Source organism: Anaerolineae bacterium (assembly GCA_016931895.1).
Classification (GTDB): Bacteria; Chloroflexota; Anaerolineae; order 4572-78; family J111; genus JAFGNV01.
On the sequence record JAFGDY010000270.1, the window covers coordinates 16,893 to 30,251 of the forward strand.

Below are 13,359 nucleotides of genomic sequence, written 5' to 3' on the forward strand. Positions count from 1 at the left end.
ATACACCACAGATGATATTTTATGAATATATCTACATTTACAAAGCCAATCTCTTGTAGCCACTGCATCTGGAGGGTGAAAACTTCGTGCAGGTCATCGCCTTTAGGGAGCCATTTCATCATAATCCCCGGCCATGGTTACAAAGCGATTTACATTGTCCTGTTTCATTCTTGTTGCTCCTTACCTGGAATTGGGTCTGCCGATTGCCGCAAATATCTAACCGACCCCTGGCTCAAAGAATTATGGTGAGTCACGCGCCGTTGGCGGAATTTGGCCCCAAAGCCAAGTGGCAACGTTTGCTGCGGGGATAACTTACTCAATTACCTCAAAATCAGCGGTGATTTTCACCGAACCTTTGAGCGTGTTGGTTACCGAGCAATATTTTTCTTCGGAAAGCGCAATGGCTCGCTCTACTTTTTGGGGGTTGACCGGCCCTTTCACCGTATAGTGCAAATGAATATCGGTAAATTGATAGGGTGGGTCCGCTTGTTGCTCGCCGGTGCAGGTGATTTCCAACCCCGCTAACGGTTCGCGTTGTTTGGTTAAAATCGTCACAACGTCGTAGGCGGTGCAAGAGGCGGCGGCCAGCAGCAATAAGTCGGACGGTTTGAGGCCGGTCCACTCCGGCTCTTTGTCTCGCTGCCAGCCAATCACCAGGGGACGGCCATTGGAGTCGGCCCCGGTCATCAACACAGACTCAATCCATTTAACGGTTACGGTTCCCAAAATTTATTCCTTTCTCTTTATTGAGTATCGGCCCCGTACACTTCTGGCACAAAGGTTTGGTCCGTAATGGGCGGGCGGACATAACCAATGTCTTCCTGGCGGGGTGGCAAATCAATGGGTTCCGGGGTTAAATCCTCATAAGGAATTATGCTCAACAGGTGGCGGATGAGATTAAGGCGGGCATGTTTTTTAACATCCGCCTCCACCACATACCAGGGAGCCTGCTTGATGTCGGTATACTTAAACATCTCATCTTTGGCCTTGGAATATTCTACCCACTTGGTGCGCGCATCCAAATCCATTGGGCTGAGCTTCCAACGCCGCACCGGATCGTGAATCCGCGCCTGGAACCGGCGTTCCTGTTCTTCGTCGCTGACCGAGAGCCAGTATTTGATGAGAATGATCCCTGAGCGAACGAGCATCCGCTCGAATTCAGGACAGGAGCGTAAAAACTCCTGGTATTCCTCCTCGGTGCAAAAACCCATCACGTGTTCAACCAGAGCGCGGTTGTACCAACTGCGGTCGCAGAGCACCATCTCTCCTGCGGCCGGAAGATGGGCCACGTAGCGTTGAAAATACCATTGCGATTTCTCTTTCTCGGTGGGCACGCCCAGGGCCATCACGCGGGCCACGCGAGGATTCATTCTTTCCATAATGCGCTTGATGGTGCCACCCTTGCCGGCTGTGTCGCGTCCTTCAAAAATAACCACCACCTGCAAGCCCTTGTGTTTAATCCATTCCTGCAATTTAACCAACTCCACCTGGAGTTTGGCCAACTCGCGCTCGTAGACTTTGTTTTTGATTTTTGGGGGTTTTTGTCTTGAGGCTTCGCTCAACTCATCTGTTTCCCCTGTTTCGGCTACAGCCACCTCATTTGCTTGAACTTTTTCCTCTTTGTTTTTTTTGTCTTTTTTCTTTTTGGCCATTGTTTTATCTCCCCGTTGAGTTTAATAACTTTTTGTATTGTGTGTATCAGTTTTTGTCTTCCCAAGTTGTCAAATACTTCATGATCTCTGCGATTGCCATATCAGAAATGTCGGTTTTACTGTAAATTGTCAGAAGAACCACCCGGTTGGATAAAGGTAAATAATATAATAAACGGTATCCTCCTCTTTTTCCCCGGCGGGCATCTCGATTCGGCACTCGAACCTTAAACACCGATTGTTTTATCCCCTGCAAACGATCTCCCGGTGTTTCACCTGCTGCCAACAAATCAATAATTGGCTCAATATCCTTTCTGACTGACCGAAAACGTTTACCAAGACGCTTTATCTGTTTCTAAAACTCATCCGTAAAAAAAATGGTTCGTTGGCGGGTCATTTAATTCCATTCCAATTCTTCAATTGGACGAATCTGACCATTTTGAGCTTCTAGCCAGCTCTGTTTGAAGCTCTCGATAACAATTTGATCAGCCTTGCTTAGATTTTTCTCTGACTCAACGCTGTCTTTTGCGCCAGCTTCTAAGAAAGCAATAAAGGCATTGACTATTTTTAAATCTTCTATTGACAACCTTTGCACTCTGGTTACAACTTCCTCTCGAAGCATTCCACTGTCCATACTTTTCCTCCATGATACAAGGTGTAAATATTGTATCACAAATAAATAATTTAATTTAGGGTTTATGTTGACGTTGCCGAAAGTCTTGGGCTAACGCCTCAGTAGCAAGATTTCTTTCGATTACATCCCGATTTCTCTCTATGTAATAATTCGTAACAGCCAGAAAGCAATTTGCTAATATCGAAAGCGCCAGTGATGTCACTATTATTGACATCCCAGGACAACCACAAAAATAAACAACTGAAACAAAATATGCTTAACTGACGAGAGTGAATCTATCAAGCAGGTGGGTAAATAAATCTTGTAACGTTTCTCGCAACACCTCAAGTACCTTTTCCATTTTCAAGGAAGCAATGTGTTGAAAACGCTTGTTTTGAAGAAGAACCTCCCCATTGTCAAGAAAAAACACAAAAAATAGGTGTTCAAGAGATGAATCATCTTTGGTAAAGAATCCTGTTCTTTGTTCATAATCAAGAAGTTCTATATCTGCTTCAATGACAAATAGTCCACCAACTGCATCATCAATTTGATTCAGGTTGGTAAATCCACGCCGGTTAGGACGTTCACCTTTAATGCCCATTTGTCTCATAAGCTCATACAGTCGGTCTTTGAAATTTGAATCAGTGCCTAATGTCTCCCAATCCAAATTCTCGCTGAATATATATCTGAGACTACACCAAATCTCTTCTCTACCCACGATGATCTCCTTTGGTTAGTCGAATATTATCTTCACATTACGGATTTAGGTGATTAGCCAAATTTTCAGGATAGTCTGGTGACTAACTCTACAAAGGTGTTTTTGATTTGCTGTTAACAATAATTCTATTGAGGGAATATTGGGTTGGGAATATTATAACATAAGGTAGAAGTAGGGTCGAGTCAAATATTCTGCATCTAAAATTCTGCCATTTGACAGCATTTTTTTTCGCGCTAAAGTGTGAGTAGGGATGTCGCCCTGAATAAAAAACGGTAATGGAGTACACGTATGGTCAGTTCAACCGTAAAATCCGGCCAAAACTTGGATGCTGAATTGCGTCCTTCATCTAAATTGGTTGCTTTCCTCTTAATGTGCGCCGCTTTGGCCGTCAGTTTGATCGGCGATACCTGGCTGGGGGAGTCTGAATGGCAAAAAGTTTTGCTGTTTGGATTGTTGCTCTACTCTGCCGCCGGCGTTGTTTGGCTGTTAGACGAGTGGCGGCCCCAGGTTGGAGGGTGGGGGGCGGTTATGGCCCTGGTTGTTGTTAGTAATGTGGGGTTATTTTGGCTGGGTGTGCCCGGCTTTCTGACCTTGCTTACTATCCCTGTAGTGGTGGCAGCCGTGCTGCTTGGCCTCTTGGCGGCAACGATTACGGCGGTTGGGCAAACAGTAGTATTGTTACTGCTCTATTCTGCCGCCCCTTTTCCGGTGAATTTGCCCACAACCGTAACCATTCTCATTGGCGTCTGGTTTACCCTGGGCCTGGTGATTTATGTGTACCACTCTATGTATCAGATTGTCCAATGGTCCTGGGAACACTACCAACAGGCGCAAGATTCCCTGGAAGAAGCGCGCGATCGTAAAGTAGAACTGGAACAGGCTTTGGAGGCGCTGGCGCTGGCCAATCGAGAACTGGTTTTGCTCAACGAAAGGGTGGCTAACTTGCGCCTGCTGGCCGAAGAGGCCCAAAAGGCCAAAACCGCATTTGTGGCCAAAGTGAGTCACGAATTCCGCACGCCGTTGAATATGATCATTGGCTTGACCGACATCCTGATTGAAAAGCCCGAAGTTGTTTATGGCAATAAACTGCCCGCGCCCCTGTTAGAAGATTTGAAAATTGTGCATCGTAGTTGTGAGCACCTTTCCAGCATGGTCAACGATGTGTTGGACCTCAGCCAAACGGAACTGGGCCGCTTAACGCTGCATCGGGAGTGGGTTGACCTGGCGCAGGAAATAAACGCGGCGGTAACAGTTGTCCAGCCCCTCCTGGAAAAGAAGGACCTCAGTTTGCAACTTACCTTGCCCAACGGCCTGCCCCAAGTTTATTGTGATAGAACTCGCATCCGGCAAGTTATTCTGAATCTGGTGAGCAATGCGGCCCGGTATACGGATACAGGCGGCATTACTATCGGCGTGGTTCAACAGGGGCGTTTTGTAACGGTCAACGTGACCGATACCGGCTCGGGCATTGCGCCTGAAGACGCGCAGAAAATTTTTGATCCCTTTTTCCAGGTGCGGGACAACTTGTGGCGCGAGCAGGAAGGCAGCGGCCTTGGGTTGAGTATCAGTAAACAATTTGTTGAACGCCACGACGGGGAGATCTGGCTGGAAAGCAAACGGGGGGTAGGCAGCACGTTTGCTTTTAAGTTACCCATTTCGCCGGCTATGGGCCTGGCAGCCGGCCCGGCTCGCTGGGTGGATGATGATTGGGTTTTTCGGGAGCGAACGTCTTGGCCCAAAGTATCCCCTTCACCTTACAAACAGCGGGTGGTGCTCTGCGATGAAACCGGCGACCTCTATCCCCTATTCACCACGTATGCCGATGATATTGAGTTTGTTGACGCCCAAAACTTGTCTCAGACCAGACAGGAATTGCAGGAGTGTCCGGCGCATGCCGTCATTCTCAACTCTATTTCCCCTAACCATTTGAAAATAATGGTGGAGCAGGCCAGACAGGAGATACCTGATACGCCCATTATCGGCTGTTCTTTACCTCCCCGGGCAGATCATGCCCTTAAATCCGGCGCAATAGGTCGTTTGATTAAACCGGTGCGGCAAAGTAACCTGGAGGAGGCTATTCAAAAAATTGATTCACCCGTGAAACGGGTGTTGGTGGTAGATGACGCCCCTGATGTTGTGCAGCTTTTTAGCCGAATGTTACACATTTATGACGATACGCTGGAAATTATTACGGCCGCGGATGGTAAAGAAGCATTACACCAGTTACGCGCCCACCTGCCCGACCTGGTGCTGTTAGACATTATCTTACCTGATGTGGATGGTTGGCAGGTTTTGGCCAATAAAGCCCAAGATGAGGCCATCAAAGATATTCCCGTAATTGTGGTATCGGCTGAAGATTTAGTGGAACAAACCAAAAGTGAGGTTTTATTGGCCACTATGGGGGCGGGCTTATCGGTTAGCCAGGTGTTGCGTTGTTCGCTCCAGCTTTCAGAACTTCTCTTCGAGCCTGGTTGAGCGCCTGGTCCAGCGCCTCAATGAACTGCCGGGAGCGAACCGGTTTTTGCAAATAAAGCGTTGCGCCCAGAGTCAGAGCCATTTCTTCTCCCCGCACCACCGAGCACACGATCACGGGAATCGGCCTGGTGTCAGGATGTTCATGTAAGTGGGTTAATAATTCCCACCCATCAATCCCCGGCAACATCACATCGAGCACAATGATATCAGGAGACGAGTGGGCAATGGTTTCAAACAGGCGTTGACCTTCGGCCAGGTGGATAATTTCATACCGGGTGCCGGCCACATAACGGCGATAAAAGTGAACCAGGTCTGTGTTATCGTCTACCACCAGAACCGTGATTTTTGAAGCTGAAGGAATCTTTATCTCAAAGGTAATTTGCTGCCCGGTCACTTGAGTCTCAAATAAACCACTTTGAGTGGCTAAAGCTTCCTGGATGAAGTCGCTGTGAGGTGGTTCTGTTGTGGCGGCGGGAAAGCCGGTGATCGTGATATTAATGTATTCCCCTGCTTCTTGCGCCTTAATGATAATTTCCCCGGCTAACATGGACTGCACTAACTTGCCTACGGCTCTGATCAGAATTTGCCGTAAAACCGAGGTGTGGGCGGTAGTCATCAGAGGGAACTCTGGCAAAGTTACCTTCAAGCTAACGTTATGTTTTGAGGTTAAAGCCTGGCCTACCTCTACCGCCCCATAAACAATTTCTCTGGTGTCCGTCACCAGCCCTGGCGCGCTTTCCTGTAATGAAGCTAATTCCTTTTTCAACTGGATATGCCACTCGTTTGTGTCTGATAACTGCGTTTCGGTTTCGGGAAAACTGCCGCGGGCCGGGGCTGCTGCGCCCCGGTTTTCTTCCCAAAGTCGCTGGGCCAGCAGGTGGATGGCTTGCTGTTGGACGCGGCGTAGGGTCCGTGAGGTGATGCCAACACACTTGGCCGCTTCCTCCTGGGTAAGACTCTGCAAATACCGGCAGGATAACACCTCGTAGATAAGGCGAATGCGGGCATTAGGCGGCACATTGGGCGAGGGTTTCAGGCTTTCAATTTCTTGAATAAGGCGAGCTTGCAGTGATTGGACGCCGGGCTGGGGGTCGCTGCCTATAATTTCTACCAGCGAGGGGTGGGGTTGATAAGTGGGATCGTAAAGATGCACCAGGGCATCACGCAAATATTGTTCAAAGTTGGCAAAGACACTCATTGTCCTAATTGTGTCCTTATTGATTCCTAATATTGGCCGAGCAAAACCCTTGTTTGTGCCCCTTCAGGTCTAGTATACTTGGGGTGATTTGATAGCGATAATCGCCTGATAACCGTCATCCTATCATGTCAAAGCTATATCGTCAAACCGGCCTCTATGATGTCATCCCCGCTTTTGTAAATATGTCATCTTGTCCTTGTTGTGTGTTTGCGTTTCAAAAAGTGGGGATACCGTGGTGGCCATAGTTAGAGAGGCTGTTCTAAATTTTTGGTATGAGACCGCAGAGGTCGCCAATGTTCCATCAGGCGAAGCCTCTGCGGTCTGCCAAGCATTTGGGGTATGCCTATAGAAAGGAGAAAAACTTAATCTAAAGAGAGAGAAGGAGAGTACACCATTCCACGTTCAGTCCCAAATCCTGTCCTGAGCAAAGTGAAGGGATTAGTTTGAGGCCAAACAGAGTTTGATTCAAATTTTAAGTTTGGACCCAAACCTGGTTTGGGGACGAAGGCAAAGTTTTTGCTAATTTTGCCAAAACCAAATTTTTGGGCCTGGCCCAAAGCTAAAACAATATCAAAGGAGATGAAAAATGAAAAAGCTGAGTCGTCGTGATTTCTTGCGGATGGGTACGCTGACCACAGCCGGTGTTGTGGCGGCGGCCTGTGGCGGCCAACAAGCCCCGGCTCCGGCAGAACAGCCGGCGGAAGCCCCCGCAGAAAAAGAGGAAATGAAAGAAGAGGAGCCAGCCAGTGCTCCTGAAGAGGCTGCGGAAGGGGTTACCATTCAGTACTGGCCTTCATGGGGTAATTTTGCCGAGGTTTGGGATGTTCTCAGAGAGACGGATGAATTCAAGGAAGCTATTGGTAATAACACCCTTGAGGTCAAAACCGGCTCACCATACGAAGCCATTCTGACCGCTGTTGCTGCCGGCACACCCCCGGATGCCGTTTCAAATTACCAGTATCTGGATTTAATGGCCCGCGGCGTATTGGCTCCTATTGATGATTTGGTAGCCGCCAGCTCTATTGTTAAAAAGGAAAATTATTTGGAAGGTAACTGGAACGATGGTTTCTATCAGGGAGTAATGTATGGCGTTCCGGCGATTGAATGTTTCTTGCGGTATGGCCTCAACTACAACGCCCAAATGGTGGAAGAGGCCGGGCTTGATCCTGACAGCCCGCCCGTTACCTGGGACGATTGTTTGACCTGGCATAATGCCCTGACCAAGTTTGATGATGCCGGCAATATGCTGCAAATTGGCCTCGACCCTTATGATGCTATGGGTGGGCAGATTGGGATTCAAGACGGTTTCTATCCCCCGGTTTCGTGGGGCTGGAAATGGTTTGATGCCGATACCGGCAAATTCGATTTGGACAACGCGATGATGATAGAGTCCCTTGAGGTTATGGGTGAGTTTTACAAGATTGTCGGCCCGGATAATATGGCCTCTATGCGGGCCACCGAGGGACAAGGCGGCTGGGGCGGCTCGTTCAACACCAAAGTGCAGGCGATGATCATTGAAGGATACTGGCATCCCGGTGAAACCGTGATCCAACAACCCGATGTCGGTGAACAGAATCGCGCCTCGTGGGCGCCGGTACCCGCAAGTCGCAAGGGTGTGAAGGTACAAGGCACCGGCGGGCACTATGTCATCTTTTTCAAAGAAGCCCCGAATACCGAACAAATGTTCAAGGTGGCCGAGTTCTTGAACACCAATACAGCCTGTGATATTATCTTCAAGAATGTAGGCTGGTTGCCGGCGTTGAAACCATACCTCAGTACTGTGGATCCAGCAGCATTTCCTGGCCTAAAATTCTACTTTGACAGTGTGGAGCAAGCCGGTGAGTGGTCTTCGCCGGCCCGTTGCCAGATCACGGCGTACGTTAGCCAGCAATACCAGGAGTTGCGGGAAAAAGTTTATCGAGACGAGATGACCGCGGCCGACGCAGCGGCAGAGTTCCAGAAACGCTGCGAGGATGAATACAAAGCCCAGGGCTTTAGCTGATCCAGGCGCGGCCGGTTGCATGAGGATGGAGCAAGCGAAGAAATTGGTCGGCCTGGCGATCCTGGCAGTTGTCCAAATAACAACGCCAAGCATTGCTTGAGCCACACTTTGCTTGAGCCAAGCTTCGCTTGGACTCCAACTTTGTTCATAAATAATCAGCCCCAAAGGCAAAGCTATTTATGGATAAAGCTTTAGGTGGCCCGGCGCCTGCAAGGGCCGGGCCATCCTAATCACGTAATGTGGTTTCTGAAAGTTAGTTGAGGTGAATTTTATGTCCATTTTAACCTTTAAACGACAGCGTATGTCGCCCTATGAACGCCGTAATCTATTACTCGGTTTGCTCTTTATCTCGCCATGGTTGTTCGGCTTTCTGACGTGGACCGTTTACCCGTTGGCGTCATCCTTCTATTACAGCCTGCATCGTTACGACTTGGTGCGCCCGCCCGTTTTTTTGGGGCTGAAAAACTACATAGATTTTCTGACCACTGACCCTCACGCCGGGATTGTTTCATACAACACCCTCTACTACGTGGGACTCAGCGCGCCATTTGGCGTGATTTCTGCCTTCTTGCTGGCCAGCCTGCTGAATACCCGCGTTTTCGGCCGGTCTACCTTTCGGGCGATTTTCTTCTTCCCGGCCATTGTGCCGGCTATTGTCACGGCCATGGTCTGGCGCTTTTTGCTCAACGTCCAGTGGGGAGCAATCAATGCCGCCCTGAAGGGATGGGGCTTGCCGGTCATACCTTTCCTGGCCAACCCAGGCCTGGCCAAACCCTCGCTGATCCTGATCCACATGTGGGCCCAGGGTAACGCTATGGTCATTTTCCTGGCCACTCTCCAAGATGTGCCCCGGTCGCTCTACGAGGCCGCAACGGTAGATGGCGCTAACGCCTGGCACAAGTTTTGGCACATCACCATCCCTATGTGTACGCCCGTTATCCTGTTCAATCTGGTGATGGGCTTTATCTACGGTTTCCAAAATTTTACATTGCCGTGGTTGCTCACCTCAGGTGGGCCAAATCAGGCAACCGAGTTTTTTGCCGTACACCTCTATCGCAACGCCTTCTTGTACCTGCGGATGGGTAAAGCTTCAGCAATGGCCTGGCTTCTGTTTGTTGTGATTGTCCTTTTCACGATTATCCTGTTCAAGTCGTCGGGGCGTTGGGTTTACTACGGTGGCGAATCGAGCTAGTTGAGAAAGAAGGGAATGAGTAATGGCAGTTCAAACAGAAACAGTATCGTCCAAATCTTCCGTTCCGATAGCGTATAAAAAAGGAGAGTTACAGAAGCTGGGTGTATCAGGGGTGATTGCTGAGATTGTCAAATATCTGCTGCTGTTGGCGCTGGCGGTTTGTTTTGCTTTTCCATTCTATTGGATGATGGCGTCGGCCCTTAAGGACGACCCGCAGATTTATACGGTTCCACCGATTTGGATCCCGAATCCCGCCCACTGGGAGAATTTTTGGAATGGGTGGAATGTCCGCAATTTTAATCTTTTTGCCATAAACACCATCGTTAGATTCGCCATTCCGTCAACGGTTGGCACAGTGTTCTCATCCGCCTTCATCGCCTATGGGTTCTCGCGGCTGCGTTGGCCCGGTCGGGATGTGCTCTTTTTTATCTGCATCACCACCATGATGGTCCCTTATCAGGTGGTTATGGTGCCACTCTTTATCATCTTTAAGCAGTTGGATTGGATCAATACCTACCGTCCGCTGGTGGTGCCGGCCTTCTTCGGCAGCCCTTATTTTATCTTCATGTTGCGCCAATTCTTCTTGACCATTCCCCAAGAACTATCGGATGCCGCCCGTATTGATGGCGCCAGTGAATTTGGCATTCTGTGGCACGTTATTTTGCCCCTGGCCAAACCGGCCCTGGCCGTTGTGGCCCTGTTTCAATTCATCTGGGCATGGAATGAATATCTGGGGCCGCTGATTTATATCAACCAGGAAAGGTTATTCCCCATTGCGCTTGGGCTCCAGGCGCTACAGCGAGCGCTTAACCAGTCAGGTTTCAATCCGTTGATCTATCCCCACTTAATGGCAGTGAGTACAATCATTACAATACCGATTGTGATTTTTTTCTTCCTCACCCAACGCACCTTTATCGAGGGTATTTCTCTGACCGGGTTAAAGGGATAAACTATTTCCTCATGTATCGCCATATCTACCTGATCAGAGCTTTGCCAGTTCATCCGGCAAAGCTCTAATAGTTTAATGAGGTTGTCTCAGAAAACGAGTAGAAAGAGATCAACGTGAGCGAATTTTATATAAATATCGTCCACCGGCCAGAGATGGTGCCGGAATATCTGCAAAAGGAGGCGGAAGAGGGTAAGGCGGAAGACCTCACCAGAAACACGGTCATCCAGGAATCGCTTGACATTTTCCGCACCCAGCAGCAGGTGGCCCACGATAACGGTTTGCGGACCACCATCCAGATGACCTACGCCAGCCTGTTCAACGAGGAGGCGGTGGACATTGCCAAAGAGCATCATCAAAAGTATGGTGACGAAATCGGCTCCACCTTTCTTGGTATCCAGTGTCAGGAATTTCGGAAAAAATTCAAATCCAAAGAACTGGCCGTCTGGCTCTTTTCAATGGAGGACAAAAAGAAAGTTGTGGACGAGGTGATTGGCAAGTTCTATCAAGTCTTCGGCTTTTACCCCACCTCAACCGGCTCCTATTACATGGACGCCGAACTGGTCAACTACATCAAAGAAAAGTACCCCATGATCAAGGTCGCGGTGGCCACTTGCTGGGAGGAAGGTCCCAAGGCTTATTGGAACGCCAACAACTCCTGGTACACTCTCCACGACGGCGGCCCCTGGAATCCCTGGATCCCTTCAAAGCGCAATATCCACTGCCCGGCCTCGGACGAGGATGATGACATCGGCATCGTGGCCATTCCGCACCTGTCGCGGGATCTGATGGCTGTTTTTGATGGGCCGGGTTCCTACTATGGCACTCATCCCCAAAACATCTTGCGCGGCATGGTCTACGAAGACCGCGAAATCCCGTATTTTAAAAACATCGTTGACCAATATCGCGCGATGGTGAAGTATAACCGGGGTTATGCTTACAACATGATGTTCGTGGGGCCTGGGTGGATGAGCAAGACCGGCCGCTGGGAGTCGGATTATGACTTTTTGCTCAAGAGCTACCAGGACGGGATGGCCTATTACGGGCAACTAAAAAGAGAAGGCCAAGCCAAAGATGTTACCATGAGCGAGTTTGCCGATATTTATCGGCAGAACCGCCCGTACACCCGCCCCGAATGTACGCTTTGGAAGGATATTTTGTATGGCTCCAGGCGGCAGCAATTCTGGTATGCTGACCCCTGGATGCGTGTCTGTTTGGATATGAACCAGGGCGGCGCAATGATTGACCTCCGGCCCTATGCGGCCAAACTGGTGCGGCCGTGCGGCGTGGGCACCAAACATCTCCAGGATGCCTCCTACCCCTTCCTGGTCCAATCCTATTATCGGGCGGGTTATTTTACACACTACGCCGGGGAAGGCGCCGTAAAAAGTTGTAAGTTCAGCCATCAGGGTGAAGAAGTAGACTTGTGCGCCTGCCGCACCCTGGCCTCCTTTGCGGAGGAGGGTGACACCCGCACAGTGACTCTTGATCCCGTGGACATTGAATTTACAAATTTCACCATCAGCGTGCAATCGGTTTTTCGCTTCACCGATGGGACAGGTGAGATTGAGATTATAAGAAAAATTATCAACACAACCAACCCGGAGGCGGAAGTAACCATTGACGAATACATCACCGCCTGCTACGGCACCACCGAATACCCCGAGGATCTGACCGGGGTCAGGCTTACCCTGAAGGGCGCGCCGGGGACCGAGACCATTGACTATGCCTACCAATGCCGCGAAGCGGAAATGTCCGGTCTTACCCTGGCCGAAGCCCTGGTGCCACAGGTTGATACTCGCCTGACCATGCGGACAGATACCAACCAGGCCACCGGCTATTTCCGGGAGGGCTTCGCCTTCTCGCCAATGTACAGCATCGGCATCAAAAAGACCATTAAGGAGAAAGGGGAGTTACGCACGTGGCTCAGGGTAGAAAAGGCAAGTTGAATTATCGCTGCCCGCGGTGTTTGATGCGAGAGATTGACATGGATATGCTCTACGACCGGGACGCGGACGAATACTACTGCTTGCGCTGTTCCTTTGTTGGGGATGAGCAAGAGGTGCTCCGGCTCAACGCCCAGTTTCGCGACAAATACCGGGACCGAACAAAAAGGATCACCGATTTTTAGCAGACGCCATTTAGGGTTAACCATTGTCCCTAGCTCATTCCAAAACCAGTCATCTAAACTTAGCAAAGAAGGAAGATATGTGATGTTTACTTGCGGTGGAGTACACTCCGCAAGCCTCCCGCAACAAGGACTGTTGTCCCCTCGAAGCGCATCTTATTAACAGGAGTAAAAACAATGAAAGTTCTGGTTACGGGGGCAAGCAGTAAACTCGGGCCGCATGTGGTTGTTGAACTAGAAAAAGCCGGGCATGCACCGACCCTATTCTCTCGCCGCAAACCATCCCCGGCGCTGAAACATTGGCCCTGGATTCAGGGCGACCTGACCGTGTTTGAAGACTGTCAGCGGGCCGTAGCGGGCGGTTTTGACGCCATCCAACACCTGGCCGCCCAACCCTGGCCCACCGATCACCCCGATCTGCGCGCAGACGCCGCTGAA

General features: G+C 49.8%; 12 protein-coding genes. 7 read left to right on the forward strand and 5 right to left on the reverse strand.

Annotated features, from left to right (window positions below; translation table 11 throughout):
- Nucleotides 1–312: 312 nt before the first annotated feature.
- The 4 genes from JW953_20705 to JW953_20720 form a co-directional block, all read right to left on the reverse strand.
- A complete protein-coding gene (locus JW953_20705; protein MBN1995124.1) occupies nucleotides 313–726 on the reverse strand; it encodes an OsmC family protein in 414 nt (137 codons plus the stop codon).
- 17 nt (nucleotides 727–743) lie between these two features.
- Nucleotides 744–1,652, reverse strand: coding sequence for a polyphosphate kinase 2 (gene ppk2, locus JW953_20710; protein MBN1995125.1), 909 nt, complete (start codon nucleotides 1,650–1,652; stop codon nucleotides 744–746).
- Nucleotides 1,653–2,046: 394 nt separating this feature from the next.
- Nucleotides 2,047–2,283, reverse strand: a complete 237-nt coding sequence (locus tag JW953_20715; GenBank protein ID MBN1995126.1) for a hypothetical protein — start codon at nucleotides 2,281–2,283, stop codon at nucleotides 2,047–2,049.
- Between the two features lie 256 nt (nucleotides 2,284–2,539).
- A complete protein-coding gene (locus JW953_20720; protein ID MBN1995127.1) occupies nucleotides 2,540–2,980 on the reverse strand; it encodes a hypothetical protein in 441 nt (146 codons plus the stop codon).
- A 288-nt stretch (nucleotides 2,981–3,268) separates the two neighbouring features.
- Here JW953_20720 and JW953_20725 point away from each other — a divergent pair, with 288 nt between their 5' ends.
- Nucleotides 3,269–5,455, forward strand: a complete 2,187-nt coding sequence (locus tag JW953_20725; protein MBN1995128.1) for a hybrid sensor histidine kinase/response regulator — start codon at nucleotides 3,269–3,271, stop codon at nucleotides 5,453–5,455.
- Here JW953_20725 and JW953_20730 read toward each other — a convergent pair.
- Nucleotides 5,397–6,653 (reverse strand): response regulator, encoded by a 1,257-nt coding sequence (locus JW953_20730; GenBank protein ID MBN1995129.1) that lies wholly within the window; start codon nucleotides 6,651–6,653, stop codon nucleotides 5,397–5,399. The two genes, JW953_20725 and JW953_20730, sit on opposite strands and share 59 nt — an antisense overlap.
- Nucleotides 6,654–7,239: 586 nt before the next feature.
- On the opposite strand from JW953_20730, the gene JW953_20735 reads away from it, so the two are divergent.
- The 6 genes from JW953_20735 to JW953_20760 all read left to right on the forward strand — a co-directional run.
- Nucleotides 7,240–8,655: an extracellular solute-binding protein gene (locus JW953_20735; GenBank protein ID MBN1995130.1), complete on the forward strand. Its 1,416-nt coding sequence runs from the start codon at nucleotides 7,240–7,242 to the stop codon at nucleotides 8,653–8,655.
- A 271-nt stretch (nucleotides 8,656–8,926) separates the two neighbouring features.
- Entirely contained in the window at nucleotides 8,927–9,847 is a 921-nt protein-coding gene (locus tag JW953_20740) for a sugar ABC transporter permease (protein MBN1995131.1), read from the forward strand.
- A gap of 22 nt (nucleotides 9,848–9,869) precedes the next feature.
- Complete coding sequence (locus JW953_20745; GenBank protein ID MBN1995132.1) at nucleotides 9,870–10,796, forward strand: carbohydrate ABC transporter permease; 927 nt, start codon at nucleotides 9,870–9,872, stop codon at nucleotides 10,794–10,796.
- A gap of 113 nt (nucleotides 10,797–10,909) precedes the next feature.
- Nucleotides 10,910–12,742 carry a hypothetical protein gene (locus JW953_20750; GenBank protein ID MBN1995133.1) on the forward strand — a complete coding sequence of 611 codons (1,833 nt, stop codon included), beginning with the start codon at nucleotides 10,910–10,912 and terminating at the stop codon, nucleotides 12,740–12,742.
- Nucleotides 12,715–12,924 carry a hypothetical protein gene (locus JW953_20755; protein ID MBN1995134.1) on the forward strand — a complete coding sequence of 70 codons (210 nt, stop codon included), beginning with the start codon at nucleotides 12,715–12,717 and terminating at the stop codon, nucleotides 12,922–12,924. The genes JW953_20750 and JW953_20755 overlap by 28 nt, the downstream gene beginning before the upstream one ends.
- A 174-nt stretch (nucleotides 12,925–13,098) precedes the next feature.
- Nucleotides 13,099–13,359: NAD(P)-dependent oxidoreductase (locus tag JW953_20760; GenBank protein ID MBN1995135.1), on the forward strand; the 261-nt coding region annotated here is incomplete at its 3' end.